Annotated in this window: 27 protein-coding genes; 4 read left to right on the forward strand and 23 right to left on the reverse strand. The window is 40.2% G+C overall.

The annotated features are described in order from the left end of the window. Positions 1–53: 53 nt before the first annotated feature. From IGK70_RS12535 to gnd, 12 genes are all read right to left on the reverse strand, one after another. Positions 54–938, reverse strand: coding sequence for a YicC/YloC family endoribonuclease (locus IGK70_RS12535; RefSeq protein ID WP_002365374.1), 885 nt, complete (start codon positions 936–938; stop codon positions 54–56). A 16-nt stretch (positions 939–954) separates the two neighbouring features. Beyond that, entirely contained in the window at positions 955–1,173 is a 219-nt protein-coding gene (locus IGK70_RS12540; protein WP_002381076.1) for a YdbC family protein, read from the reverse strand. Positions 1,174–1,348: 175 nt separating this feature from the next. Then, entirely contained in the window at positions 1,349–1,819 is a 471-nt protein-coding gene (locus IGK70_RS12545; RefSeq protein ID WP_002368453.1) for an ASCH domain-containing protein, read from the reverse strand. Between the two features lie 168 nt (positions 1,820–1,987). Further along, on the reverse strand, positions 1,988–2,641 hold the full coding sequence (locus IGK70_RS12550) for a bifunctional 4-hydroxy-2-oxoglutarate aldolase/2-dehydro-3-deoxy-phosphogluconate aldolase (RefSeq protein ID WP_002354907.1): 654 nt from the start codon (positions 2,639–2,641) through the stop codon (positions 1,988–1,990). Between the two features lie 4 nt (positions 2,642–2,645). Further along, on the reverse strand, positions 2,646–3,719 hold the full coding sequence (uxuA, locus tag IGK70_RS12555; protein ID WP_104855660.1) for a mannonate dehydratase: 1,074 nt from the start codon (positions 3,717–3,719) through the stop codon (positions 2,646–2,648). A gap of 23 nt (positions 3,720–3,742) precedes the next feature. Continuing rightward, a complete protein-coding gene (locus tag IGK70_RS12560; RefSeq protein WP_002354905.1) occupies positions 3,743–4,195 on the reverse strand; it encodes a PTS sugar transporter subunit IIA in 453 nt (150 codons plus the stop codon). A 77-nt stretch (positions 4,196–4,272) separates the two neighbouring features. Beyond that, positions 4,273–4,779, reverse strand: a complete 507-nt coding sequence (locus IGK70_RS12565) for a PTS system mannose/fructose/N-acetylgalactosamine-transporter subunit IIB (RefSeq protein ID WP_002354904.1) — start codon at positions 4,777–4,779, stop codon at positions 4,273–4,275. A gap of 21 nt (positions 4,780–4,800) precedes the next feature. Then, positions 4,801–5,673: a PTS system mannose/fructose/sorbose family transporter subunit IID gene (locus tag IGK70_RS12570; protein ID WP_002354903.1), complete on the reverse strand. Its 873-nt coding sequence runs from the start codon at positions 5,671–5,673 to the stop codon at positions 4,801–4,803. A 20-nt stretch (positions 5,674–5,693) separates the two neighbouring features. Beyond that, a complete protein-coding gene (locus tag IGK70_RS12575; protein WP_002354902.1) occupies positions 5,694–6,530 on the reverse strand; it encodes a PTS mannose/fructose/sorbose/N-acetylgalactosamine transporter subunit IIC in 837 nt (278 codons plus the stop codon). Between the two features lie 12 nt (positions 6,531–6,542). After that, a complete protein-coding gene (locus tag IGK70_RS12580; RefSeq protein ID WP_104855644.1) occupies positions 6,543–7,649 on the reverse strand; it encodes an iron-containing alcohol dehydrogenase family protein in 1,107 nt (368 codons plus the stop codon). Positions 7,650–7,663: 14 nt separating this feature from the next. Beyond that, entirely contained in the window at positions 7,664–8,665 is a 1,002-nt protein-coding gene (locus IGK70_RS12585; protein WP_002375530.1) for a D-isomer specific 2-hydroxyacid dehydrogenase family protein, read from the reverse strand. Positions 8,666–8,677: 12 nt separating this feature from the next. Then, a complete protein-coding gene (gene gnd / locus IGK70_RS12590; RefSeq protein WP_025191044.1) occupies positions 8,678–9,613 on the reverse strand; it encodes a phosphogluconate dehydrogenase (NAD(+)-dependent, decarboxylating) in 936 nt (311 codons plus the stop codon). Positions 9,614–9,989: 376 nt separating this feature from the next. Here gnd and IGK70_RS12595 point away from each other — a divergent pair, with 376 nt between their 5' ends. Beyond that, positions 9,990–10,877 carry a MurR/RpiR family transcriptional regulator gene (locus IGK70_RS12595; protein ID WP_002383224.1) on the forward strand — a complete coding sequence of 296 codons (888 nt, stop codon included), beginning with the start codon at positions 9,990–9,992 and terminating at the stop codon, positions 10,875–10,877. 479 nt (positions 10,878–11,356) lie between these two features. Here the strand turns inward: IGK70_RS12595 and IGK70_RS12600 are convergent, their stop codons facing one another. The 6 genes from IGK70_RS12600 to yfmF form a co-directional block, all read right to left on the reverse strand. Continuing rightward, entirely contained in the window at positions 11,357–12,154 is a 798-nt protein-coding gene (locus IGK70_RS12600) for a hypothetical protein (RefSeq protein WP_104855646.1), read from the reverse strand. Positions 12,155–12,489: 335 nt separating this feature from the next. After that, entirely contained in the window at positions 12,490–13,068 is a 579-nt protein-coding gene (gene pgsA / locus IGK70_RS12605) for a CDP-diacylglycerol--glycerol-3-phosphate 3-phosphatidyltransferase (protein ID WP_002365382.1), read from the reverse strand. Between the two features lie 98 nt (positions 13,069–13,166). Beyond that, positions 13,167–13,379, reverse strand: a complete 213-nt coding sequence (locus IGK70_RS12610; RefSeq protein WP_002383222.1) for a hypothetical protein — start codon at positions 13,377–13,379, stop codon at positions 13,167–13,169. Positions 13,380–13,505: 126 nt separating this feature from the next. Further along, positions 13,506–14,372 (reverse strand): RodZ domain-containing protein, encoded by an 867-nt coding sequence (locus tag IGK70_RS12615; protein ID WP_002359020.1) that lies wholly within the window; start codon positions 14,370–14,372, stop codon positions 13,506–13,508. A gap of 167 nt (positions 14,373–14,539) precedes the next feature. After that, positions 14,540–15,844: an EF-P 5-aminopentanol modification-associated protein YfmH gene (gene yfmH, locus IGK70_RS12620; protein ID WP_002380969.1), complete on the reverse strand. Its 1,305-nt coding sequence runs from the start codon at positions 15,842–15,844 to the stop codon at positions 14,540–14,542. Then, positions 15,837–17,105 (reverse strand): EF-P 5-aminopentanol modification-associated protein YfmF, encoded by a 1,269-nt coding sequence (gene yfmF / locus IGK70_RS12625; protein ID WP_002398177.1) that lies wholly within the window; start codon positions 17,103–17,105, stop codon positions 15,837–15,839. The genes yfmH and yfmF overlap by 8 nt, the downstream gene beginning before the upstream one ends. 208 nt (positions 17,106–17,313) lie before the next feature. Between yfmF and mscL the strand changes: the two genes are divergently transcribed. After that, positions 17,314–17,763 (forward strand): large conductance mechanosensitive channel protein MscL, encoded by a 450-nt coding sequence (gene mscL / locus IGK70_RS12630; protein WP_002354883.1) that lies wholly within the window; start codon positions 17,314–17,316, stop codon positions 17,761–17,763. 40 nt (positions 17,764–17,803) lie between these two features. On the opposite strand, the gene IGK70_RS12635 is transcribed toward mscL, so the two are convergent. Together IGK70_RS12635 and treR are read right to left on the reverse strand one after the other, a co-directional pair. Beyond that, complete coding sequence (locus IGK70_RS12635) at positions 17,804–18,517, reverse strand: WxL domain-containing protein (protein WP_104855647.1); 714 nt, start codon at positions 18,515–18,517, stop codon at positions 17,804–17,806. Between the two features lie 395 nt (positions 18,518–18,912). Then, complete coding sequence (treR, locus tag IGK70_RS12640) at positions 18,913–19,626, reverse strand: trehalose operon repressor (RefSeq protein ID WP_002367455.1); 714 nt, start codon at positions 19,624–19,626, stop codon at positions 18,913–18,915. 260 nt (positions 19,627–19,886) lie between these two features. Here treR and IGK70_RS12645 point away from each other — a divergent pair, with 260 nt between their 5' ends. After that, the gene (locus IGK70_RS12645) at positions 19,887–22,631 is read left to right on the forward strand and encodes a glycoside hydrolase family 65 protein (RefSeq protein ID WP_104855648.1); all 2,745 of its coding nucleotides are present in this window, start codon (positions 19,887–19,889) and stop codon (positions 22,629–22,631) included. A 14-nt stretch (positions 22,632–22,645) separates the two neighbouring features. Further along, the gene (gene pgmB, locus IGK70_RS12650; protein ID WP_104855649.1) at positions 22,646–23,296 is read left to right on the forward strand and encodes a beta-phosphoglucomutase; all 651 of its coding nucleotides are present in this window, start codon (positions 22,646–22,648) and stop codon (positions 23,294–23,296) included. A gap of 367 nt (positions 23,297–23,663) precedes the next feature. Here pgmB and pepG1 read toward each other — a convergent pair whose 3' ends face one another. From pepG1 to msrB, 3 genes are all read right to left on the reverse strand, one after another. After that, complete coding sequence (gene pepG1 / locus IGK70_RS12655; RefSeq protein ID WP_002392696.1) at positions 23,664–23,807, reverse strand: type I toxin-antitoxin system toxin PepG1; 144 nt, start codon at positions 23,805–23,807, stop codon at positions 23,664–23,666. A 231-nt stretch (positions 23,808–24,038) separates the two neighbouring features. Next, positions 24,039–25,010 carry a ribose-phosphate diphosphokinase gene (locus IGK70_RS12660; protein ID WP_002381060.1) on the reverse strand — a complete coding sequence of 324 codons (972 nt, stop codon included), beginning with the start codon at positions 25,008–25,010 and terminating at the stop codon, positions 24,039–24,041. 174 nt (positions 25,011–25,184) lie between these two features. Further along, positions 25,185–25,622 (reverse strand): peptide-methionine (R)-S-oxide reductase MsrB, encoded by a 438-nt coding sequence (msrB, locus tag IGK70_RS12665; RefSeq protein WP_002354871.1) that lies wholly within the window; start codon positions 25,620–25,622, stop codon positions 25,185–25,187. Between the last annotated feature and the right edge of the window lie 32 nt (positions 25,623–25,654).

Genomic DNA, 25,654 nt, shown 5'->3' on the forward strand with positions numbered 1-25,654 from the left:
TTACTTCTATATTATAGCATAGCGTTTTCTGGAAAAACACGAAACCATTTTCTCTATTCGACATTTTGAATTTGTTCACGAATCTTTTCTAAGGTTGTTTTCATTTGAACGACACTATTTTTTATTTCAATTGGACTTGATTTCGAACCAATCGTATTGACTTCACGGTTCATTTCTTGAATTAAGAAGTCTAGTTCTCGGCCCACTGGTTCTGTTTCATCAAGCAACTGATGCAACTTATCAATATGGATATCCAAACGATCCAATTCTTCATGAATATCGCCTTTTTCCAATAAAATGGCCATTTCTGTTAATAAGCGTGTTTCATCCACTTGGCTCCCTAACCATTCGTTTAATTTCGCTTCAAAACGCTGACGGTATTCTTGTTCAAAAACACCCACAAACGCTTGCAGCTCTTGAATTGATTGGGTCAACACTGCTACGTAGTCAAGCAGGACTTGTTTAATTTGCGTTCCTTCTTGCACACGGCTTTGGTCAAGACTAGCGATGGCTGCTTCAAATGCTTGAACAAGAAATGGTTCAAATGTCTGATCAACGATTTCTGCTTCCACTATTTCGACAAAATCATTTTGCTTTAATAAATGGTTGACCGTGTCCCCTGCATCAAACGTTGCTTCCGGATAGTTTTCCTTTAAATGTTGATCTACCGAAGTTAATAATTGATCAATTAAGTCCCACTGCACGCGTACTTCTTTTTGATTGTTGCCGATTTTTTGGAGATTTACATAGACTTCCACACGCCCACGTTTTAACGTGCGTTTGATTACTTGCCGAATCACCAGTTCATAGGCATTCAGTTCCTTTGGCATACGCAATTGAATATCTAAAAACCGCTGATTAACACTTTTGACTTCGATATCCAATTGATAATTTTCATTTTGAATGGTCTTTTTTCCAAATCCAGTCATACTTTTCATTGACAGGGTGCTCCTTTTACATGGATTTAATTGTTTTGCTTAATTCAGCAAATTCTTCGTTAGTTAAGGTGATGCCTTTACCCATTTTTTCGTGATCAGGGGCCCACTCACGCAAATCAAATTTTGGTGGACGACCATTCCAACTAATTAAATTTAATTCTTTACGCCAGCCACGAGCATTCTCAGATAACACAGCGACTTCTTCTAAAATTTCATATGAAAATTCTTCTTTCATAACATTCACTCCTTGTTAGTATTCCTTAGGTTATTGTACCATCTTTTCCTCGACACTTAAAATACACATCTCTTTTCTATCACCCTGTCTATATAAACATACGCAACTTTTTCAAAAAATCAGTAAAAAAAGCGACGACTGCTCGTTTCAATCGTGTCAGTCACCGCTTCTCTGTTTATTCTTTTTCTGTATAAAGATCCACCACTTCAAAACTTTGGCAAACTAACAGCATGTCGGGATAAAATTGTAGCTGATAGGGGGCCAGTTCTTCTTTAAAGAACCGCGCATGCTCTTCATACCAATAATCCAATGTCAAATCTCCTTCACCTTCTGCTTGCGCAAAAGATTCTGAGACCTTGTTCATGGGCATAATTTCAACTTTGGTTGTTCGAATAATAGCCAGCGGTTGAGACTGACCATCTAAAATTATGTCGTATTGACCAGCTTTAGGGAGTTGTTCTCCTTCCATCTTATAAATATCTAAAGAAGAACATGTCGCTGTCTTACGACCAGAAACAACCAATTGACCCAAACGATTACCCATCTCAGAAGAGCCATCACCAAACATCCACACATCGGGCATCAGCATATCTAATTCATGTTTATCTAAAAAGTTTTGCCAGAACACTTCTACATTTTTTAACATCCTTTGCTCTCCTTTTTATTTTTACTTCACGCAACCTTCTTTCACTAATTATACATAACTGATTGCTTTTCTCCTATACTATTTTTACAAAATGAAAACTAAAATAATGTCAGTAGTATTTGGACAGAAAAAAAAAGAGGACTAAGTAACAAAACTTAGCCCATCTTTTTATTTTGCTTGTCGTTCTTTGATTTTCGTGAGTAAAGATTGAACATGCTGGCGTGCCGAAGCTTCATCTTCTTGAAGCATCTTTTCTGATAAAATAAAGGAGCCGCCCACTGCTAATACTTCTTTGGCTTCCACATACTCTATAAAGTTTGTTTCATCAATCCCACCAGTTGGTAAAAATTGAACATCATAAAACGGGCCACTTAAACTTTTGATGGCTTTTAACCCGCCGTAAATATCGGCTGGGAAAAATTTAACCACTCGTAAGCCATACGCCAGCGCTCGCTGAATCTCCCCAGGCGTAGCTGTTCCTGGAAAAATAGGCACCTCATTTGCCAGACAAAAATCAATGACTTCTGGAACAATCGCTGGGGAAACAATGAACTGTGCACCGTTCGCTACTGCCTCTTGGGCTTCTTTCAAGGTTCTAACAGTTCCTGCGCCCACAATTAAATTCCCTGAAGCAGCAAGTTGTTTGATGGCAGGCAAGGCCAGCTGACTCCGAAAAGTGACTTCAATAAACGGTAATTCGTTTTCTACTAAGACTGATTCTACTTGTGGCAAATAGCGTAAATCTGTTGCAGTGTATAGTGGTAAAAGTTTACATGTCGCTAATTGTTGATACAGTTGATTTTTTTCAACTTTTGTTTCCATTCTGTCACTTCCTATTTTGTTTGGCTTTGGTTGCTTCGTACAGTCCTTGAATATAGGTCAACCCCATTGCTCGATCGTATAAACCATAACCAGGCATCGCTTTTTCATCCCAAATTGCCCGCCCATGGTCAGGACGAATAACACCTTCATACCCTACATCTACCAGTGCTTGCATTAATTCCGCCATATCTAACGAACCAGCGACACTCGGATGCGCCGTTTCTTCAAAACGATGCTCACCTAAATACTTCACATTGCGGAAATGAACAAAATTAATTCTGTGACCTATTTCACGAATCATAGTAGGCAAATCATTCGTCGGGTCCGCACCGAGGGAACCTGTACAAAATGTAATCCCATTTGCTGGTGAGCCCACCAAGGAAAGGATCCGTTTTAAATCCGCTAAATTTTTAGTGATTCTTGGCAAACCAAAAATTTCCCAAGGTGGATCATCGGGGTGAATCCCCATTTTGATATTTTCTTCTTCACAGACAGGAATCACACGTTCTAAAAAGTAGCGCAAATTTTCGACCAAATCTTCTTCCGTTACGCCGGCATACATGGCTTTCAACTCTTGAAATTGTTGCAAACGCTCCTCTTCCCAACCTGGTAACCGGAATCCTTTTGACTGACTGTGAATTAATTGATACATGTCTTCTGGCTGCATGTTCTCTACCACAGCTTGATCAAATAACAACGATAAGCTACCATCTTCATTCTCATACGCCAAGTCCGTTTTAGCCCAACCAAAAATAGGTTTGAAACTGTAGCACACTAAGGAAATTCCGCATTTCCCCAAGTTACGCAACGTCTGGCGATAATTATCAATATAGTGGTCTCGTTGATCCGTCCCCGCTTTAATGGCATCATGAATAGCGACACTTTCAATTCCTAAAAGTGCTAATCCTTCTTGTTCCACCGATTGTTTAAGTGCCTGAATTTCGGCTACTGTCCAAACATCACCTGGTAGTTTATTTAACAAGGTACCGACAACACCAGTAATTCCTGGAATCTGTCGAATATGTTTTAACGGAATGGCATCGCCTGCCGCTCCGTACCATCTAAATCCCCATTTCATTGCTTTCACCCTTTACTACATTCTTAAAAATCATCGTCCTCATCCTCTTCGTCCTCAAAGGAAGTCATAGAAATATCCCATGCTTGCACACTTTCTTTGCCTTGCGCAACAATCGCTTGCGCCGCTTCAGCAATCGGTGTGCCCAATAATTGATGGTTTATCGCTTCTAAGACCATTGGTAGGTTGGTACCACTCACCACAAAGATTTTCTTTTGTAGAGCTGGTTCGAGTTCGTTAATCACCAAAACTGCCTGATTGTAAGGACTCGCACTTAATAAGTCAACCATGACCAACACGCCATCCCCTTGTTGGACGTTCTCAATCGCTGTTTTAATTTGTCCGCCTAGTGCTTGGACATCGTCGCCACTATTTAGATTAACGGTTTCGATATTTTCGGTTGCGCCCATAATCACGGTAGCTGCGTCTTTCGCACCGTCACTTAGTGCACCGTGTGTAGCAATCACAATCCCTAACATAAAAGTTCCTCCTTCAATTCAGTGGCTTGAGTCATTACTTCAAACAGTCATGCAATGACTCAAGCGACTGGCCTTTTTTATAAATTAAATTTGCCTAAAACCTCTTTTAAACTAGTTTTTGGTGCAGAAGGCGTTGCTTGGAAATAAATATCTTCTACGCCATACACCTCATGTAGTTCTTTTAATTTTTCAGCATCTTCTTTGTTTAAATAAACTGATTTGGTTACTAATAAATCTTTTTCTGGATTCTTCTGTGCAATACCGCCGATATTTAACTCCTTCATAGGGACTCCGTGTTTTACTAAGTCATAAATTACAGAGACGGTTTTAGCGATTAAAATACAGTTGTACTCTTTGAATTGGTATTCATCCCAATAAAATTTGGCTTTTTCCGGCGTAATGACAATGGTTTTTTGTCCTGTCCGACTGCCTGCACTTTTGTATAAATCACGCATAAATTTATCCTTTGCCACCACTTCATCGACAACGAAAATGGAATTAACGCCACTTTTTTGGGACAAGGTCACCATCACTTGTCCATGAATTAATCGTTCATCTACTCTTGCTAAATTTACTACGCCCATCTGATTCACGTCCTTTTCTTTTTATAAAATACCGACTGTTGCTAAGACAATTAAAATACCTGTTAACCACAATAATGCTTGCGTAACTTTCAAGCCTTTTTTCGTATAGAACCAATACACGCCCATTACGACAGCTAGCGGTAAGAGTCCTGGGACAATCTGATCAAGAATATCTTGGACCACAAACTCACGGCCAGAAAGTTTAAATTGAAGGGTTGAAGAAACTTTGACATAATTACCAGCTAAAATTCCCATCATGAACAACCCTAAAACAGATAACATTTCAATGGCTTTTTGAATCCCCGCACTTTGCATTAAGCCTGTGGCATTCCGCCCCATTTTGAAGGATTGTCTCGCAAAGAACACACCTAACAGTACTTGATAAAGGGCAAACGCCACAAATGGGAAAATCGCACCTAATGCGCTACCTTGTTGCGCCCACGGCACCGCAATCGCAATAAAAATATATTGAACCGTGCCTGAGTCAATCGCATCACCAATCCCCGCTAACGCGCCCATCAATCCAGCTTTGGTGTTATACATTAAATCATCTTGCATCATGATTTCGCGGCCTTCATGTTCTTCTTTGGCCCGCTCTTGTTCCATGGAAGCCATCAGCCCAGTAATGACCCCGCCGCCCCAACTTAATTGCGTATTGAAAAACAGCAGTTGACGCATATAAGCGGCTTTTAATTGTTCATCGTCTTTATATAATTTCTTTAAAAGTGGCATCATTGCGTACAATAACGAAGGCGCCAAGTAACGTTCAAAGGAATGGGGAATTTCATTGGCAAAATGCCAACGGAGATAGGCTTTTGTAACATCTTTATTGGTAATTTCTTCTGGTGCTAAATTCGTTGTTTTCGGCACGACTTTTTCTGTTGTTTCCGTCATTTCAGTTCCTCCTTTTTCTTTTAAAACCCGTCATCGTAATCGTCATCATCATCAAAATCAGTGGTGGCACTGGCGGAACCAGCACTTTCTGCTACAGGTTTGCCTTTTTGGACTTGCACAAAAATTAACGCAATAATTACGCCAAAGATGGCATACGTTACCATGGTAATTTCCAATGACTTAAAGACGATACTCATGAAGTATGCAAGGAAAAAGAAAACCAAGAAATCTTTTCGACCAATGACATAGACCGTTGTCGCAATCCCAATTGCGGCTAAACCACCACCGACTACTTCTAACACGTGAATCACAACGGTTCCTTCTAATGCTTTAATAATATCGGCAATGACTGGTGCCCCTAAATAAAGAGCAAAAAAGACTAATGGAACGAATAAAATAAATGAGGCAATCGTTGGATACCAGATAATTGAGCGGGCAATTTTTTTTGAATTTAGTTCAGCCACCGCACGATCGGTATACTTCCCTAAAAACGTGTTAATAAAGAAACGGAATTGATATAAATAACTTCCTAAAAGACCGACAGGAACCGCTACGGCGATAGCGGCTTCCGGCTTCAAATTCCCTAGCAACGCAACTGGCACAGCAATCGCTGCCGCAATTGATGGTTCTGCTGGCATAGAGCCACCTGGTGAAAAAACACCCATGTAAATCATTTGTAATGCTGCGGTGACAATCATCGCTTTCGGGACATCGCCCATCACTAAACCTGCTACTAACCCTGTCATTAAGGGCGAGAAACGCAACGTTAACGTTGCTCCTCCTCCAAGCCATCTGGACATAATTGCTGCCACCCAAAGCGCCATTATCAAACTTTGTAAAACACTTAACGTTTCCATAGTTCCTCCTTCTTATCCTTGGTTTTGGATATACTTTTCTAGCTCTTTAATCCCTTGACGTAAACGTTCTTCCGAAATCTCAATAGGAATTAAATGAACCTTTTCTTTTGAATCAATAAATTGAACCATTGCATCGAGTACTGCTTCTTCTTTTGGGTAAAGGCCCATTTGTCGTAACGACATGGGCAAGTTTAGCTCTTGATAAAAAGGGATTAATGCGTCTATGATGGCCCACCTTTTTTCCAATGCTAATTGATAGAAGATGCCGTAAGCTACTTTTTCGCCGTGTAAATAGTCATGACTTTTGGGTAAAAATTTACTCATAGCATCATGCATGGCGTGTGCTGCTGCATTGCGGGCGTATTTGTCGCCAAAGCCGCCGACTAATCCGGAAACGGCGAAAACAATTTCTGAAAGATGGACAAATTCAGGCGTGAGTTTGCCCTCGTCCATCGCTGCTAAGGCTGCTTTTGAGTCCCGCATAATCGCTTCTTGCGAAAGCTTGGCGGTCGCTCCCGCTAATTGTAAAAAGGGTTCCCCTTGCAAATGGGCTTGGCGTAAAATGGTCTCTGATTCATACCATTTCGCTAACGTATCAGCTAAACCAGCGACAAAATAATCACGGGGTGCATCAAGAAGCAACTTAGGATCGGTGATTAAAAACGCAGCTTGGCGAAAGAAATGTTCCGTTTTGCCTTCGGCCGCGCCATTTTCTTGATACATCACAGCTAACGGTGTCCACGGCGCACAGTTACTAGCCAAAGTAGGGACCAAGCCAAAATTCAGATTGTTTAAATGGGCGCTGTAGCCCACTAAATCGGCTAACTTACCGCCGCCGACTCCCAGAAGAAAGTCAATCTGGTGTTCCTTTATTTGCTGTGAAATTTGTTCGGCGCCAAAATAACTACATTCTCCTGTGTAAGTGTGATAGAAGAATTGATACTCTGAATCTGCCAAGAATGGCAAAAATGGCTGAGCTTTTTCAAAGGATACGGTGCCATGCACCACCAAAATTCGTTGGGCGTGATATTCCTTGAAAAGTGACGGCACCGAAGTTAAGGCGCCTTCGTGGTAACGATAAAATTGCGGTCCAACTTTCACTTTTAAATCAGTTAACATGCTCCTCCTCCTTCTTAACTAACGTAACGACTGACTTCTTGCACTGCCCGTTGAGGTAAAATACCTTGCACCACGTCTTCCACATCTTGCACGCATTTTTCTCCCATCGCTTGCAGGCATTCCATGGTATAAGCGGAGGTGTGCGGCGTCATTACTACATTTTCAAACGCAAGATAAGGATGATTTTTCCGACCTGGTTCCTCTTCTAAAACATCTGTCCCAAGCCCAGCAATTTTGCCCGATTGCAAGCCGGCAATCATGGCTTCTTCATCAATCAAGGCGCCTCGTGCGCTATTGGAAAGATAGACGCCGTCTTTCATCTTGGCAATTTCCGCCGAGCCAATCATATGATAACTTTCTTCAGTTAAATTGGCACATAAACAAATGATGTCTGCTGAAGCTAGCAACGTATCTAAGTCTACTTTTTTGGCTCCATAACTTTGCAGATAAGTGGCGGATTTATAGGGATCATATGCTAACACGTCACAGCGAAATCCGTTTCGTAACGTCTCCACGACACAACTTCCTGTGTTCCCAACACCAATGACACCCACAGTTTTGTTAAATAACGTCCGACCGACAAAATTCGCTCGTTTTTCCCATTGATCCGCTTTAACGCTGGCATCTGCAGCCACGGTTTGTCGTAAAACAGCTAGTAAATTTGTGACATTGTTTTCCGCCACGGCATCTCGTTCTACTAAAGCTGGGATGATGGAAACAATTGTGTCATGCTGTTTTGCAGCGTCTAAATCGATGTTGTTATACCCAATACCATGGCGAGAAATCAGCAATAATTCATCTTTATGTTCAAAAAATTCTTTCGTGAAAAATGGCGTCACGCTAGCAATAATAATCGTATATCCTTGTAAACGTTCCGCTAACTCTTTGCCACCAATTTCACTGTCGACTGTAAAATGCTTCACGGTGCCTATCTTTTCTAAGCGCGTTAAGTGTTCAGGAAAAATTTGACCAAAACTACTGGAATTCACTATGGCAATTTTTTGTTTTTTTAACATGACTAAACTCCTTTACTGACTTTTTACGACTTCATGCCCGCCAAATCCTTGTCGCAAAGAAGCGACCACTTTGTTTGAAAAATGATTTGCTAGCATACTTTCATTTCGCGTAAATAAGGACAATGCCGTAGTTGGGACGGGCATCTCCAAACGCAATGCTTCTTCAATCATCCATTTGGCTTCGCCATTTGCTGCAACTTTCCCTTCTAAATTGGCTAACGTAGGATTTTCCGCAAAAACCTCTTTCGCTAAGCCCATCAAGCGAGCTTCAATAATCGAGCCGTGATTCCACACATCGGCTACTTTCTCCAACGCAAAATCATATTCGGCAGCTTCTAATAAATTGAATCCTTCGCCCATAGCTTGCATCATGACGTACTCAATCCCGTTATGCACCATTTTCAAATAGTGACCAGCTCCTGATTTCCCAGCATAAAGATACCCTTGTTCACAAGCTAAATCTTCAAAAAATGGGGTTAACACCTTGACAGCTTCAGGCGCACCGCCAACCATTAAACACGCTCCTTCCCGCGCTCCTTTGATGCCACCAGAAGTACCACAATCAATAAAATAAATTCCTTTTTCCTTAGCAAGTTGAGCATTCGCGACACTATCATGAAAATTTGAATTGCCACTATCCACAATGATATCCTCTGGTGCTAATTGCTCTACCAATTCTGCCACTAATTGATTGGTAATCTGACCAGCGGGAGTACTTAAAAAAATCACCTTCCTTTTGTTAAGCGCTTTCAATAATTCCGGCAACGAATCTACAACGGAAAGACCTTGTTCTCTAGCAGTCGCTCTTGCTTCCTTTGTCACATCAAAGCCAATAATGGACCAGCCTTGTTCGTGAACATTTAACGCCATGTTCAAACCCATTTTCCCAAGTCCAATAAAGCCAATATCCATTTTTCTTTCACCTGCCTCTTTTGATACTTCAATCATAAAGGATAAAAAAAATAATGTAAACGATTACAATAATTAAAAAATATTTTTTATTTTTTAGCAAAAATCTTGCCTACTCAAAAGGTAAAACGTTTTTATTTTTAAGGAGCTTTCATACAAAAAACACAAGTAAATCTCTTGGTATCACGTTCTTTTTACTGGCTACTTTCTTTAGTTGAGAGAAGTCTTTTCAAGACCCCTTCATTTTTCAGAAAAAAGATTATTTATTTTTTTTTGGCTTTTTTTAAAGAATTTCTTTTTTGTGGAGAAAAAGAGAAATTGTATTTGTCCTCTTTTTCCACTATAATCAGTCTATACCAACAATGAAAAGGCATTCATTCTATTTTTAAAAAAATAAGATTGGAGGAACGTGTTAATGAAAAACCACTATTTGGATCAACGGATTCGGATCAAAAAACCGAATTTGAGCCTCACAGAAAAGAAAATTTCCGATTACTTTGTTCATTCTGAATCATTATTGACACAAATGACGTTAGAAAGTCTTGCCAACGAAATTGGCGTCTCCCAATCTTCCGTATATCAATTTGTAAAAAAGATTGGCTATTCTGGGTTCCAAGAATTTAAAATTGATATCGCCAGGAATTCTAATTATCAGCCGACTTTTCAAAACGTCAATAGCGTGAATGGCGCCGATGATATTTCACCAGATGATGATAGTATTACCATTGCTAAAAAAGTCTTACAAGCCAATATTTATTCCCTCAGTAACGCCACACAGTTCTTAACAAAGGAGCTGTTAGATAACGTGTTGGCTTTGATGTACTCTGCCAAAACGCTTCATTTTTTTGGGCAAGGCGGGTCCTCGATTGTGGCTTTTGATAGTTTCCATAAATTCATTCGGACCAACTATCGGTGCAACTACATTTTTGATTACCACATGCAGTTAAGCTTTGTCACAAAATTAACCAGTGAAGATTGCGTGTTTATTTTTTCCCATTCAGGCAAAACCAAAGAATCAATCAACCTAGCACGACAAGTTAAAAAAACCAACGCAAAAATGATTACGTTAACCGGTAACAGCGGTTCAGAGTTGGCAGGCTTGTCCGACGAAGCAATTATTGTCGTCACCGAAGAAGGCTTGTTTCGTGCGGAATCCTTGGCTTCACGGATTAGTTACTTAACGGTAATGGATATTTTATATACAAATACGATGTATCACAATTTTGATCAAAATGCCGATTCCTTGAAAAAAATCCGCGACAACATTAGCACGACTAAGACCGATCCGCATTACTTGTCGTAAAGATCTGAATGGTGCTTATTTTTGTAATATCGGTCCTCGCAAATTGGCTTTATACCGTGACTCTACATTTTATGAAGTAAGTGAACTATCATGGAGGTATTTAAAGAGGTCGGGACAGAAGTGTTTAACTCCGAGAAATAAGAAGGAATTTCCGAAAATTGTTCTTTAATTTTTGGAGAATTTCGGCTTATTTCCGAAGGAGTTGCTTCTGTTCCCGCCGTTTATTAGTTTTTGAGCGTAGAGCAAAAATCCAAAGTGATTTTTGTCTCACGCTTTTTATCTTGTGGGTAAAAATAAGTTAGAAAAAAGAACTTACATGACTACTTTCATAACCTTAAATTTTAAGATAAACAGTAGTTCACTATTTATGGAGCAATAGATAACATGTATAATTATTCAATGTATTTAAGCTTTAAGAGTGTTAAACAGTATCAACTCCACAAAGCTCCGTTCTCATTAATCTCTAGGTATTAAATTTACTATTGTAATTTTTCTCTTTCTTCCCAAATCTTCCTTCTTCGAACCGCTTCTTCAGAATAACTAGGGGCAAATTGATTACCCTTTAATTCATATCCTAAAGACTCCAGAAGGATCATTGCATACTCCTGAGAAATATTCAAATTGATTGCTAATTCGTTAAGTTCCCAGTTCCCTTTATTTATAATAAACTCCCTTAGTTGCCTTGAAGATCGTATTCCTTGTTTATTTACCCAATATTCAGCTATTTTTTGAATATTTTTATATTTTAATTTATACTGTAAATTCTTCAAGTTATCTTTTACATAATCAACCGCTAATGCTAAAAAAACTTGAAACATTATATTACTAAGATTGTTTATTATTACTTCAAGAAAAGAGCCTGGCCCTGCCGCTGCTCCCATACCTTTTAGTACATATATATATACGACAGAAATATCGTTTCTTATATGTCCTTTTTCCTTCAAATTCTTTAATTCTTTTAGCTTCCAATTATGTTTGACGTTATCAAAAATATCAAGAAATATCACTTCATTTTTTTCGTTAAAATAATAGTTAAGCATACTATCATAAAGATTTTGTCCTTTTATTGGATTAAGAGAAAGATAAACAAATTGATTGATTATCTTTCCTTTAAAATTACTCATTTTATGTTCAGTACACCTCTTAGCTATATCTCTAGCTATATCTGTTATTGAATCATCATCATCCAGCTCCTTTGTTACTGTATAAAAATCATCCAGACTAAACTTTTTTAGATCAATATCTGGGACATCGATATAAATAAATGTCATTTCCATGAATACAACTTCTCCTTTACCATATTTATTTACTTGATTCCTTTTTACAATTATCTTACATGTTAATTTTACTATTAAAAGTACTGTTGCACAAAACTTTATATAAAAACGAATTAGAGCTATTGCAACACTTCTTTAAAAACATAAAAATCATTGTCTCTTCTGTAGATCTCTTAACTAAATTTGTTTGTACGCTACTAGTTACTTTTTTTCTTTATCTTTAGATTTCGCTAAATAAAAATTTTCCCGCTCTGCTTTATTTTGCAACTCATCAATTGGTTCAAAGAAAATACTAAAAAAACGCTTGGCACAAGCCAAGCGTTTTGATTCTCTCTTTACATCGAACCTTTAAAAACATCTTTATTCTTAGCAAAATAATCAACACCAGAGTAAATGGTGAAAATCAAGCAGGCATATAGCATGATTTGATCTAGTGGTAGATGGAGTGCTGAAAATGGAATGTTGTTAATGAATAGTAAAATAATTGCAACCATTTGGGTAGCTGTTTTTACTTTTCCTGGCCAAGCTGCTGCCATTACTTCGCCATGTTCGACTAATAACAACCGTAAACCAGTTACTGCCAATTCACGACAAACAATAATTGCTACAATCCAAGCGGGTACTTTGCCTTGACCAACTAAGACGATAAAAGCGGTCATCACTAGCATTTTGTCCGCTAATGGGTCCGCAAATTTTCCGAAGTTCGTCACCAAGCCTTGCGCACGGGCAATTTTGCCATCCAACCAGTCTGTAAAACTAGCAACTGCAAAAATAATCGCGCCCACTAATTGGGTAACGGCTAACGTTGTGTCGCCAAAACTAATCGTTCCCCAGTCCATCGGCACCGACACAATAATAATAAAAATCGGAATCATAAATATTCTTAAAACTGTTAATTTATTTGGTAAATTCACTTCAATTGCCCCTTCCTTCTCCTGTTCTATTTTACGTTATCTTGCTGGCAGTGTCACGAAAAAAAGAAAAGAATCTGGAATAATTGCCGTTTGACCGTTTATTCAGAAATATTCTTGCCTTTTTTTAAAAAGAGCTGGTAATAGCCTAAACCGAAATTAATCATTCCAATCAATGTGATACTGTCTAAAAATTTAGAACCATAGATAAAGTAGAAATACAGTTGTAAGCCAACAATCAAGAAGCCTATGACCAAAAGAGCGATTGAAAATATGGTGATAAGATTAAATTTTTTATTAACTATTTTAAGCATTGATATCCCCTTCTCTCTTGAATTATTATTGTCGTCTTTTTTAACTATTCGCTGTTAATTATAAAAAGAAAAGAACCTGGAATAATTGCCGTTTGACAGTTTTTCCAGATTCTTCTTACATCATTTCTAACGATACGTAATCCCTAATGTAACATCCTTACGAATTAAAACTGGCGTTTTTTCCAGTGTTAAATCGGCGCCATCGACTTGAATGGCGACGTTATTTGAGGCGCCTAGAATCAGTGTTGCATTGGCGGCATTCGCAGGTAAAGCTGTTGTTTGGGTCTCTCCTGCTTGCAGGGTGTGTTGGTACGTATAGTTGCCATCGACCATCACGCCAATCCAGCAAGAGCCTTCAGTCCCTTTAAAGGTAATGTTGATTGGACTATTCGCATCTTTAACCGTTGCAGTTACTTGATTGTTGGCATCACTCACCACAGCCACAGCTGTTTTCTTCTCTGGTTCGCTTGAAGAAGACGGCGGTGTACTACTTTGTGTGCTACTTTCTGGGGCTTGACTTGATTCTTTGGGTTTTTCCACACTGGCACTAGTTGCCGGTGTTTGAATAATCGGTTCGGCTTTTTGATCTTGCCACATAATGTACAGCACCACGACCGCAATGGCTAAACCAATTAACGAAAAGGCAATGGCTGGTAAGTTCCGCAGTAACCAACTGGATTGCTTTTCTTCGTCATGCAATTGCTTACGTGACCCTTCAAGCTCTTCATACACTGGCTTGGGTTCTTCGACAATTGCTGGCTCTTTGCCATCATAGATATCTACCAATTGATTGCCATCTAAGCCGACCGCACTTGCATATTGGCGGATAAACGCCCGCACATAAAAGGTGCCTGGTAAGGACTCAAAATCGTTTTGTTCAATAATTTCTAAATATCTTTTTTGAATTTTTGTCATTTGTTGCAGTTCATCAATTGAGATGTTCTTCTGCAATCTTGCTTCTTTTAGTGTTTCTCCAATATTTACGCTGGCCACTCGTCCATCTTCTCCAGTCTATTTTGTTAATTTATCGATTGTCTCATCAGTCTTTTTCAATTGCCAAGGAAAACATTCCCGTCCTTTAAGAATACCACAAAAGAAGCCAACTGAGGATAACAAAATTGAAAGATTTCAAAGATTTTTCTTTTTCTTAAACAGTTGGTTTATTGCTCGGTTTCTCCTTTAGGATACATGTAGAAACGGCTCAATCCTTCTTCACGAATAAAGGTCTCTGCTACTTGGCGGACGTCGGCTAATTGAATGCTTTCAATGACTTCAATCTTATCAAACAGCGTGGTTTCCCCAAACAATGATTGTGAAAATTGGTTGGCGATATACTCTAAAGAGTTTAAGGATTGGAAATATTTACCAATCATTTTTTTCTTCAATAAGGACAAATTTTCTTCCGTTAATTCTGGACTTGTTGTGGCAGATAATAAAATAGCTTCAATTCGTTCTGCTAAGACTTCTGGTTGCTCACTATCGCCGCCAATATCCGCAAAATGGAAACTGCGATCTAAATTAAAGTCATAACTAAAACTATCATCTAACAAGCCTTCATCATAAAGAGCCAAATAGTTTTGAGAGGTATTACCAAACAATAATTGTAACAACAAATTCACGGTGACTTGATATTTCATTAAGTCACGACCCGTTGTTGGCACTTCATCTAAGCCTTTCAAACCAACAAGCACTTTTGCCCGTGTGACTGCCATTTCAATGGCGCTCTCTTTGACAATGTCAGCAGCTGTTTCTTCAGGAAAATGCCGACGAATAGGTTGGGCGGCAGGAAACTCTTTCGCCGCTTGGTTTTCACGAATGAAGGCCATTAACGCTTCAGGGTCCATTTTCCCTACCACGAATAAGGTCATATTACTTGGATGATAAAACGTATTGTAACATGTATACAAATCTTCTGCGGTAATCTCCGCAATACTTGCCACTGTGCCGGCAATATCAATATGCAATGGATGCTTCGGATAAAGGTTACCTAAAATACCAAAGAACAAGCGCCAGTTAGGATCATCTAAATACATTTGAATTTCTTGTCCAATGATGCCTTTTTCTTTTTCGACCGTTTCCTTCGTAAAATACGGCGATTGCACAAAATCAAGCAACGTTTCTAGATTTTGTGTCACTTGATCCGTCGTTGAAAACAAATAACTCGTTTTCGTAAAACTGGTAAAGGCATTCGCTGAAGCCCCTTGTTGCCCAAATTTTTGGAAGACATCGCCATCTTCTTTTTCAAACATTTTATGTTCTAAAAAGTGGGCGATTCCGTCAGGTACTTCAATCATTTCCTCTTGACCAATTGGCACGAACGTATTGTCAATGGAACCATAATCGGTCGTAAACAAGCCATACGTTTTTTGGAAATCATTTTTCGGTAATAGGTAAACCTTTAAACCATTCGCCAGTGTTTCTGTATACAATGTTTCTTTAATTTGTGCATAGTCTTTTTTAATCATTTTCCGTTTCTCCTTCCAAAAAGAAGATCGCTTGAAGTTCCAAGCGTTTGGCTACTTCTTGGATTTCTGGAATAGTCACGGCATTGATCCGCGCAATCCATTCCTCCGCCGTCAGCATCGTCTGCGGCATTAATTCGTTCAAGTATTCTTTTTCCAGCCACGCGCCTGCATTATCTAACGCTAAGATATACTGATTTTTTAACATTGCTTTCGTTTGTTCAATTTCTAATTCGCTAATCTTACCTAAGCGAATATTTTCCAATTCTGTCGAAATCAAACGCAAGACCTGATTCCGATTTTTGCCATCGATCCCTGTTTGAACCGTCATGAAGCCACGGAAGGTGTCGATACTACTAGAAGCATAATACGCTAAATGCTCTTTCTCACGGACATTCATAAATAATTTGGAATGCGGGAAACCGCCAAAAATCCCATTAAACACTTGCAACGCAAAATAATAGCTATCGCCATAATAAATATCCGTGTTGTAAGCCAAGTTTAATTTCGATTGGGCTAACACCTCACGCTCGGTCCGCTCTTCAATCACGTTGCGAATCGGTTGATTGTAGAAAATCGCGGCTTTGCCTTCTTCACGAGGCGTAAACGGTAATTGCTTGAATAATGGCACTAACTCCGCCTCATTGACATCGCCTAAGACAAAAATATCCACTTGATCTTCCGCCAGCATTTTTTGATAATACGCTGCTAATGATGCCGCTGTTTCCTCAGCTAACGCCGCAACGGTCCCGAAACTAGGGATTTTTTGATCCTCCGATTGATTAAAATAGACACTTTGAAGCGCCAAAGAAGCATAGGTTTGCTTATCCTCCACAATACTTTCCAAGTACGCTTTCAAGTTCTCTTTCTCCCGTTGGAAGGTTTCTGCCTCGAATTGGCCCGCTTGAATATTGGGGGCAAAAATAATTTCCTTCAAAAAGTCCACCGCTTCGGCGAGCACCTGACTATCCTGTAAATAATGATCATTGACAATGTTCATAGAAATATTAAACCAATGTTGATTGCCTTTTTTGGAAACGCCAATCCCAAAGCTGGCGCCGTAAAGTTCCGCCAAACGCTCACTTAACTTGACTTGATTCGGGTAATTCAAGCTGTTGGTTTCCATTAAACTAGACAACAGCGTTCTTTTTGTAATAGTTTCATGATTTAATCGTGTATTAAAGCGGACTAAAAGACGCACCGTTTTATATTTTTCTGTCGGAATGACGTGTAAATTCACGCCTTTAACTAATTGAACAGACATTGCCGCATCGCTCCTTCATTTGCTTCATCTTACCTAAAGAATGCTGTGAAATATATGTATCGCGTAAATTCTAAAGCATTTTTTAATGTTTTTTCCAATAGCTCCATTATAACACAGCTTCAGGTGCTTTCTGAATGATAAGAGTTTTTCAGTTCAAATTTTCAAGAAGATTCGGTATACTGTTTTTAAAGTGAGGAGGGAAAAAAGAATGATTAAAGAATTTAAAGAGTTTATCATGCGCGGAAGTGTCTTAGACCTAGCCGTCGGTGTTGTCATTGGTAGTGCGTTTACAGCGATTGTGACACAAGTGGTGGAAGGCTTGATTACCCCGTTAATTAGTCTGATTTTTGTCTTGACGACTGGGAAAAAGAGTGCCGACGATGCATTGGGTGCCCTTGTTTATAAAGTCGAAGGCGTTGAATTCAATATTGGTAGCGTGATTAGTGCACTTATTACATTTTTAATTACGGCCTTCGTCCTCTTCTTGATTGTCAAAGCGGCCAACAAAATGAAAAACCGTGGCAAAAAAGAAGAAGCGGCAGAAGAAGAAGTGGTACCAACGAGCGAAGATTACTTAAAAGAAATTCGCGACTTATTAGCGGCGCAAACACCGCCTGCTGAAACTGTCAAAACAGACAGCACCTTCACAGAGAAATAAGCAAAAAGTCATCCCTTCAGGATGACTTTTTTGTTTGAGCTTAGATTGATGGTCCTGCGACGAGGTTCCAGGTGATGTTGCCTGTGTAGTTACCGGCTTTGATGTTGTAGGCGGGGGTGGTGATGTTTAAAGCAGTCCCAAACATTGAAAACAACCACAAGCCTTGCCCTCTTCCTGCAGTTGCATTAGCAAAGAGCACCGCATCCCCACCTAAAGGAATTGAAAAATCCGCTGAATTACTAGCGGTAGGTGTCGTAGCTGGGTCTGCATTGCTAATAACTTGATAATCATACACTTTAGTTTCCTCATTATAAGTTAATAGATACAAATGAGTTACTCTTTTTGTGATACTGCCTGCCAAACTCTCCTCGCCGAGCTTCATACCATCCGACTGAGCAGTCACATGCCAACCTTCTTTGGTCCCTCGTATATCGCCTACACCCACAGCTTCTAAGTGCCCATTACGCCCTTCATCTAATTTACTAGGAATTGGTTCCGTTAAATCATCTGAAATGGATAGTGTTCCAAAATCAAATTCTCTGGGAATAAATAATAAGTCAAAATTACTATTTGTAGCATCTGGATCAGGTCTTACTGTATTCGGGTCTCCATTACCATCTGGTAAACTTCCCCCTTCAAAACCCACCGTTACCGGCGTATTCCCTGTCGTCACGGCCTGTGCCGACAGTGGTGCTAAACTAGCACCAACCACGGCGCTACCAACCAATAAACTTGCTAAAACTTTCTTTTTCATATGTACGTCTCCTTTTACTGTATGAATTGCCAGAAGTCGCTAGTTGTTTCTTCGGCGCTTCTGAAGCTATAGCCTTATTATACAAGAATTTCATTTTCCTGTGATTTTAAATATTTAACAACTCTGTTCAAAAACCGAAATCCCTCTTAAAATCAACGTTTCAGCCGACTTTCAAGCCATTTTTACAATATTTTTTGATATATACGTCTGTTATTTAATGCATTTCTTGGCGAATCCTTTTAATAAACAACGAGAAAACGTCACAATGTTAGAGGCGAACCTCTACTTTGTGACGTTTTCTCCTAAATTCTTATACATTTATTCGCGGTTGCGGCGAAAAAAACGGCAAAATTCATTTAATGACAACCATTTTTGCGTTTGCTAGTCGCCAAGACTTACAACTTGCGGCGACGCGCAAATTCCACAAACTTAAATTTGTTTAAGCGGTGACGGGATTCCGTATAGCCAAAACAGCGGGTATCTTCCAAGTTCATGATACTGCGGACCACAACGACATGATTGCCTTCCACTTCACCAATCAGCTGCTTGTCCATTTCTGTGAGCGGTTCCACGGTAATCTCTTTCTGGGCATAACTAATCGCCAAGCCAAGGTCGTTTTCCAAATAATCGAAAATCGAATCTTCGGCACGGTGCTTCGGCAGTTCAGGGACAATCTCTTTAATCAAGTAATCAATATCTAAAATATCGACTTCCCCTTCAATCTCCCGTTGCCGAACTAAGCGCCACACAGGGGCCCCTTCCCTCCAACCAGTCAACTGAGCCAAGTTACGCTCCACAGGAATTTCTTCTAAGGAAACCACATGAGTATGACTTTCAATATGCTGCGTTTGTTGTAACTCCTTGTAACTGGTCACCCCTGAAATAGGAAAATTAAACTTTTTAAAGTTGAGCACAATCGAGCCTTTGCCTTGTTTTTTCTGAATGTAGCCAGCGTTAATCAGTAAATTCAAGGCTTTCCGAATTGTTTCACGGGAAACATTGTAAGTTTCCACTAATTGATTTTCACTAGGTAATAAATCGCCTGGCTGATAGTCGCCTTGGACAATTTGTTGTTCTAATTCTAAAAATATGTCATGAAACTTGTTCATGCCGATCCTCCTCTACCAACAATTTCTTTTCTAAAAGCATAGCATATTCCCACCGAAAAACCTAGAGCTGGTCAGAAAAATCCCCTGCACTTTCTGCCTTGCTTACGCCACAAACTCCCCCAGCCAAACCACTGCTTGACCGCCTTTTTTCGGACCCAGCGCAGTCTGTTACAGCCCCCTTCTGGAAAAGTTTTCCCAAGAATCTAGGGAAAATCCTTGTAATTCTGATTCGTTCATACTATACTGTAGTCAAACACAACATGTCTATACAAGTTTGTAAGGAGGCGCCAAACATGACCATTTTAGAATTAACATTCGCAACGAACCAACTAACGACGACTTTTTTTAACCATAAATTGGAACCGCTTCACCAAAAAACGTTCCCTTTTGAAGCTTTGACTATCGAAGAAACGGTTCCTGAACTGTGCCAATTGATTTTGGCAGAGGCTGCGCCGATTCTGGGAGGGATTGTGGCTGAGTTCCCAGCGGACTTCTTTTCGCCAGAGGAAACGTTGGCGCTAGTTCCGCAAGCGGTGATTCAAGCGTTCGCGGAACAGTTGAACACGCCACTTTTAACAGCAGCTGAACAAGCGGCGGCACCGAATCTGCTGGAAGCATTTGAAGAAAAACGGCAGTATTTGGCTTGGCATTTGGACTATTATGGCTACGTGCCTGGGAAAAATGAATATGGGGTGGAGTCCCTATTAACTGTCGGCAATGGCTTTTTAGGCTTGCGCGGCACAACACCTGAGATGACGATTTCTGATGACCATTATCCAGCGACCTACATTGCGGGGCTTTATAATACAGCGGCTTCGGAAGTGGCGGGTCAAGTAGTGGAAAATGAAGATTTCGTCAATGCTCCTGACAACCAACACATCGCTTTAAAAATTGGCGATGCCACTGACTGGTTAACGATTTCTCCAGACACGCTACAACAATTACACCGTCAATTGAACTTGAAAACGGGATTGTTTGTCGCAGAAATGATTTTGAAAGATGCCCACAATCAGCAAATTAAATTAACGACGAAAAAAATCGCCAATATGGCACAGCCGAATGACTATCATCTGCAATATACGTTTGAGCCGTTAAACTTTTCGGCCCCGATTACTTTGAAAACCGTCACGGATGGCAGTGTCTACAACTATAACGTGGCGCGGTATCGCAACTTAACAGCGAAACATTTTCAGGTGACAGCATTAAGCGCGCAGGAAAACAAAACCGTGATTGAGGTTTGTACCAATCAATCCAACTTAAGCGTCCGAGAAACGGCCTTGATAACCGGTGATTTTTTTGAAAAAGAAGCCATTATGATTCAAGAAGAAGCGGAAAAAATCGCCCAAGTGGTGACCGTGATGGCGCACCAAGGCACGCGCTATACGCTAGAAAAACAAGTCTTTGTGCAAGCCAGCCACGCCGAACAAAGTTGGCAGGTACCGTTTACGCCGAAGGACTCTTTTGCGGCCGCCGCTCAGGAAAGCGCCCGCGCTTGGCAAACCCTTTGGCAACAAGCCAACATTACCGTGACAGGCGATTTGATGTCTCAAAAACTTTTACGGATTCACAGTTATCACTTGCTGGCTTCGGCTTCGCCTTTTAGTAACCAAGCCCAAGCATTGGACGTCTCGATTACCGCCCGAGGCTTGCATGGTGAAGCGTATCGTGGACATATTTTCTGGGATGAAATTTTTATTTTACCTTTTTATATTCAACATTATCCTGACACAGCGAAACAATTGTTGCTGTACCGCTACCATCGATTAGAGAAGGCGAAGGAGAATGCGGCGGCCAGCCAGTATCGTGGCGCAATGTATCCGTGGCAATCAGGGCGTGATGGGCGTGAAACCACGCAAAAACTTCACTTAAATCCGTTGAATGGACATTGGGGCGAGGATCATAGTATTTTGCAACGGCATGTGTCCTTAGCGATTGCTTACAATGCTTGGTTGTATTGGCATAGTACACAGGATCATGAATTTATGAAACAATATGGCGGCGAAATGTTGTTAGAAATCGCTCAATTTTGGAACAGCGCTGCGACGTTAGATGACGCAACAGGACGGTTCTTTATTGATAAAGTGATGGGACCTGATGAGTTTCACGAGGGCTATCCAGACCAAGCGGAAAGCGGCTTGAAAAACAACGCCTATACGAATTTGATGGTGGTTTGGCTATTCGAAGAATTAACCAACATTTTGGCACTTTTCTCTGAGGAAGAACAGGCACAACTTTTTGCCAAAACGCAGACTACTTCTGCTGATCTAGCCCGCATGCAACAAATTCAAAATTCACTGGAAATTGAAGTTAATTCTGACGGTATTATTGCGCAATATGAAGGGTATTTCGGCTTAAAAGAAATTGACTGGGCGGCGATGAAAGAGAAATACGGCAATATTTACCGCATGGATCGAATTTTAAAAGCCGAAGGAGAATCTCCCGATGATTACAAAGTGGCGAAACAAGCCGACACATTAATGTTGTTCTACAACTTAGACAAAACTCGGGTGGATCAAATTTTAGAAGATTTAGGGTATCAATTGCCTGCGGATTATTTGGAAAAAAATCTTTTATATTATCTAAAACGGACGTCTCATGGTTCGACTTTGTCACGAATTGTTCATGCCCAATTGGCAGAAATGGCGCAATTCCATGAGCTATCTTGGCAACTTTATCAAGAAGCGTTGTATTCCGATTATCGTGACATTCAAGGTGGCACGACCGCTGAAGGGATTCATACAGGGGTCATGGCTGCGACGATCCACGTTACTTTAGCGACGTATGCAGGCGTTGACACGCGCCAGAACGAGTTATCAATTTGTCCAAACTTACCTGAACATTGGCAAGCGCTGGCCTTCCAGTTTATTCATCAAGGCGTGACATATCAATTTTCATTAACACAAACCAGTGTCACGATTACAGCAGATAAAGACACACAATTATTGGTTCAGGGCGCGTTGATTCCGTTAACCGCCGAACGACCAAAAGAAGTACATTATCAATAAAGGAGCGAACCACAATGACGATTGGATTTATTTTTGATTTGGATGGTGTCATTACAGACACCGCCAAATTTCATTATCAAGCTTGGAAAGCGTTGGCCGATTCGCTAGGTATCCCCATTGACGAAACCTTCAACGAAACATTAAAAGGCATTAGTCGGATGGATTCCTTGGACCGCATTTTAGCCCACGGCCACCGTGAAAATGCGTTTACTCCAGCAGAAAAAGAAGCCTTAGCTCAGCAAAAAAATGACCACTACGTTCAATTATTAGAACATTTAACAACAGAAGATGTTTTACCTGGTGTCGTGCCATTGCTACAACAAGCCCAAGCACGTCACATTCCCTGTGCCGTGGCTTCGGCATCAAAAAACGCGCCCCTGATTTTGGAAAAATTAGGCGTGCGCGCGTACTTCGCCACAATTGTCGATCCCGACTCGTTAAGTAAAGGCAAACCTGATCCTGAAATCTTTTTAGCCGCCGCTGACAGTATTGGCGTGCTACCGCAAAAAGCCATTGGCTTTGAAGATGCACAATCAGGCATTGACGGCTTGAAAGCCGCGGGCATCTATGCCGTCGGCTTGTCGGCCAACCAACCCTTAATCGGAGCCGACATGCAAGTTTCTGAAATGACTGAACTAAGCGTTGATACACTGCTCAATCGCTAAAGAATGACAAGAACCTTTAGCAGCAGGCACCTCTTTTCATCTACATTGTATCTATGCTAGAATGTAGATGAAAAGAGAGATGCTTCAACATACCTCTCTATTGTAGAGCCGTTTGAGACGGTGACCGATTTTGTTACAAAAAATAACCGTACTCGATCAAAGTTGACGGTTATTTTTTATTGTCATTTTTAACAGCTTTTAGGATTTCACGGATTAACGCTAAATTTATTCGTACTTTTCGGGAAAATGTGCTATAATGAAAACGAAAAGAGAGATATGCGTCAACATACCTCTCTGATGCAGAGCCGTTTAAGACGGTGACTTTTTGAATTATTTAAAAATAACCGTACTCGGTCAAAGTTGACGGTTATTTTTTATTGTCATTTTTAAGCAATTTAACAATCAGTGCAATCAAAGCAATGGTAAACATACCAAAACCTAGGATCGTCTGAATTGTTTCATATGCTGACAAAAGGCCTCTCCTTTCTGTAAATTTTGGAAGTACGCTCATACGCATCACCTCACCGAAAGAGGAAAGTCTCTGCTCCTACGCTTCTCACTTTGTTGCGATGCTCGTCGCAAAGCGCATGTTCCTTTGCGCTTGCCTCCGCCTTAACTACTCTACACTTATCGTATATCATGAATGCCTAATAAATATTCAGGTTACAATATATTTTTAGATAAAATGATTTAGAGAAAAACCCGCCCACATCAGAAAAATGATGTGGGCGGGTTTTTGTAATTATTTATTTTTTGTTTCAAATAACGGACTAACTGGTTTGTTTTCGTGGATACGTTTAATCGCATCTCCGATTAATTCACCAACGCTGACTTCGTCAATTTTTGCAATTTTACGATCATCAGATAGGTAAATAGAGTCTGTTACAACTAAGCGTTCAATTGCTGAATCTTCAATACGTTGTAAGGCTGGTCCTGATAAAACGGGATGTGTACAAGAAGCGTAAACGTCTTTTGCTCCGGCTTCTTTCAATGCGTTTGCAGCAAGAGAAATTGTCCCCGCTGTGTCAATCATGTCATCAATTAAGACACATGTTTTGCCTTCCACATGACCAATGATATTCATTACTTCTGCTACGTTCGCTTTTGGACGACGTTTGTCAATGATCGCAATTGGTGCTTTTAAGAATTCTGCCAATTTACGCGCACGCGTTACACCACCATGGTCAGGGGAAACGACAACGACGTCATCGCCTTGAATGCCGTGTTCGATGAAGTAATCGGCAATTAATGGTGCACCCATCAAATGATCCACTGGAATATCAAAGAATCCTTGAATTTGGACCGCATGTAAGTCCAATGTCAACATTCTTGTTGCACCAGCTTTTTCAATCATGTTTGCAACAAGTTTAGCAGTGATTGGTTCCCGGGCACGTGCTTTACGGTCTTGACGTGCATACCCATAATAAGGCATAACCACGTTAATTGTTTTAGCACTTGCACGTTTTAACGCATCAATCATGATTAATAGTTCCATTAAGTTATCGTTAACAGGGCTACTTGTTGATTGAATGACGTAAACATGTGCACCACGAATACTTTCTTCAATATTCACTTGAATTTCGCCATCACTAAATTGTGTTACAGAGCACTTTCCTAGCTCCACACCCACAGCATCCGCAATTTTTTCTGCTAAGGGACGATTAGAGTTCAAAGAAAAGATTTTCAATCTTGGATCAAAATAATGTTTCGACATTAGAACCTCCACTTTCTATTTCAGCCAATTCGTTAAAACTGAACAATACTTTCCTTCTAAAATAATAGTAGTCCTAGCCAAATAAATCAAGAGATTTTCTGTATTTCATACAAGATATTCATCAAAAGTCGCTTTCTTCTAACTATTTTATCGTATTTGTCTAAAAAATGAGGATTATTTGAATAAAGAAAGGTACTCGCCATAGCCTTCTTTTTCTAAATCTGCCACTGGCACAAATCTCAAAGCTGCCGCATTAATGCAATAACGCAAGCCGCCTTCTTGGAGTGGGCCATCAGTGAAAACATGCCCTAAATGTGAATCCGCTTCTTGACTGCGAACTTCTACTCGGTGCATGCCGTGACTAAAATCAGCTTTTTCTTTGACGCCACGTTTTTCAATTGGTTTGGTAAAGGATGGCCAGCCGCAACCAGCATCGTATTTGTCCAGGGAGCTAAACAACGGTTCGCCACTAACAATGTCTACATAGATTCCGTCTTGGTAAAAGTCATCATATTCTCCTGAAAAAGGGCGTTCTGTTGCGTTTTCTTGTGTGACGGCATATTGAAGATCCGTCAAGGTTTGTTTTAATTCTTCTTCTGTTGGTTTTGTCATTCTGTCCACTCCTTTTCTTCTGTTCAATTTAT

Origin of the sequence: Enterococcus sp. DIV0358, assembly GCF_051713465.1 — a bacterium.
Lineage (GTDB): Bacteria > Bacillota > Bacilli > Lactobacillales > Enterococcaceae > Enterococcus > Enterococcus faecalis.

Excerpts from the sequence above, each read along its gene's own strand:
- IGK70_RS12580 (WP_104855644.1), bottom strand. The coding sequence starts at position 7,649 with ATGTTAACTGATTTAAAAGTGAAAGTTGGACCGCAATTTTATCGTTAC.
- IGK70_RS12550 (WP_002354907.1), bottom strand. The coding sequence starts at position 2,641 with ATGGAAACAAAAGTTGAAAAAAATCAACTGTATCAACAATTAGCGACA.
- IGK70_RS12575 (WP_002354902.1), bottom strand. The coding sequence starts at position 6,530 with ATGGAAACGTTAAGTGTTTTACAAAGTTTGATAATGGCGCTTTGGGTG.
- pgmB (WP_104855649.1), top strand. The coding sequence starts at position 22,646 with ATGACGATTGGATTTATTTTTGATTTGGATGGTGTCATTACAGACACC.
- IGK70_RS12545 (WP_002368453.1), bottom strand. The coding sequence starts at position 1,819 with ATGTTAAAAAATGTAGAAGTGTTCTGGCAAAACTTTTTAGATAAACAT.
- IGK70_RS12595 (WP_002383224.1), top strand. The coding sequence starts at position 9,990 with ATGAAAAACCACTATTTGGATCAACGGATTCGGATCAAAAAACCGAAT.
- IGK70_RS12610 (WP_002383222.1), bottom strand. The coding sequence starts at position 13,379 with ATGCTTAAAATAGTTAATAAAAAATTTAATCTTATCACCATATTTTCA.
- IGK70_RS12600 (WP_104855646.1), bottom strand. The coding sequence starts at position 12,154 with ATGGAAATGACATTTATTTATATCGATGTCCCAGATATTGATCTAAAA.
- IGK70_RS12645 (WP_104855648.1), top strand. The coding sequence starts at position 19,887 with ATGTCTATACAAGTTTGTAAGGAGGCGCCAAACATGACCATTTTAGAA.
- IGK70_RS12570 (WP_002354903.1), bottom strand. The coding sequence starts at position 5,673 with ATGACGGAAACAACAGAAAAAGTCGTGCCGAAAACAACGAATTTAGCA.
- yfmH (WP_002380969.1), bottom strand. The coding sequence starts at position 15,844 with ATGATTAAAAAAGACTATGCACAAATTAAAGAAACATTGTATACAGAA.
- IGK70_RS12660 (WP_002381060.1), bottom strand. The coding sequence starts at position 25,010 with ATGTCGAAACATTATTTTGATCCAAGATTGAAAATCTTTTCTTTGAAC.
- IGK70_RS12540 (WP_002381076.1), bottom strand. The coding sequence starts at position 1,173 with ATGAAAGAAGAATTTTCATATGAAATTTTAGAAGAAGTCGCTGTGTTA.
- uxuA (WP_104855660.1), bottom strand. The coding sequence starts at position 3,719 with ATGAAATGGGGATTTAGATGGTACGGAGCGGCAGGCGATGCCATTCCG.
- pepG1 (WP_002392696.1), bottom strand. The coding sequence starts at position 23,807 with ATGAGCGTACTTCCAAAATTTACAGAAAGGAGAGGCCTTTTGTCAGCA.
- msrB (WP_002354871.1), bottom strand. The coding sequence starts at position 25,622 with ATGACAAAACCAACAGAAGAAGAATTAAAACAAACCTTGACGGATCTT.
- treR (WP_002367455.1), bottom strand. The coding sequence starts at position 19,626 with ATGAACAAGTTTCATGACATATTTTTAGAATTAGAACAACAAATTGTC.
- yfmF (WP_002398177.1), bottom strand. The coding sequence starts at position 17,105 with ATGTCTGTTCAATTAGTTAAAGGCGTGAATTTACACGTCATTCCGACA.
- gnd (WP_025191044.1), bottom strand. The coding sequence starts at position 9,613 with ATGATTGAAGTATCAAAAGAGGCAGGTGAAAGAAAAATGGATATTGGC.
- IGK70_RS12535 (WP_002365374.1), bottom strand. The coding sequence starts at position 938 with ATGAAAAGTATGACTGGATTTGGAAAAAAGACCATTCAAAATGAAAAT.
- IGK70_RS12565 (WP_002354904.1), bottom strand. The coding sequence starts at position 4,779 with ATGGGCGTAGTAAATTTAGCAAGAGTAGATGAACGATTAATTCATGGA.
- IGK70_RS12585 (WP_002375530.1), bottom strand. The coding sequence starts at position 8,665 with ATGTTAAAAAAACAAAAAATTGCCATAGTGAATTCCAGTAGTTTTGGT.
- IGK70_RS12635 (WP_104855647.1), bottom strand. The coding sequence starts at position 18,517 with ATGAAAAAGAAAGTTTTAGCAAGTTTATTGGTTGGTAGCGCCGTGGTT.
- IGK70_RS12560 (WP_002354905.1), bottom strand. The coding sequence starts at position 4,195 with ATGTTAGGGATTGTGATTGCTACACACGGTGCACTAAGTGACGGTGCG.
- mscL (WP_002354883.1), top strand. The coding sequence starts at position 17,314 with ATGATTAAAGAATTTAAAGAGTTTATCATGCGCGGAAGTGTCTTAGAC.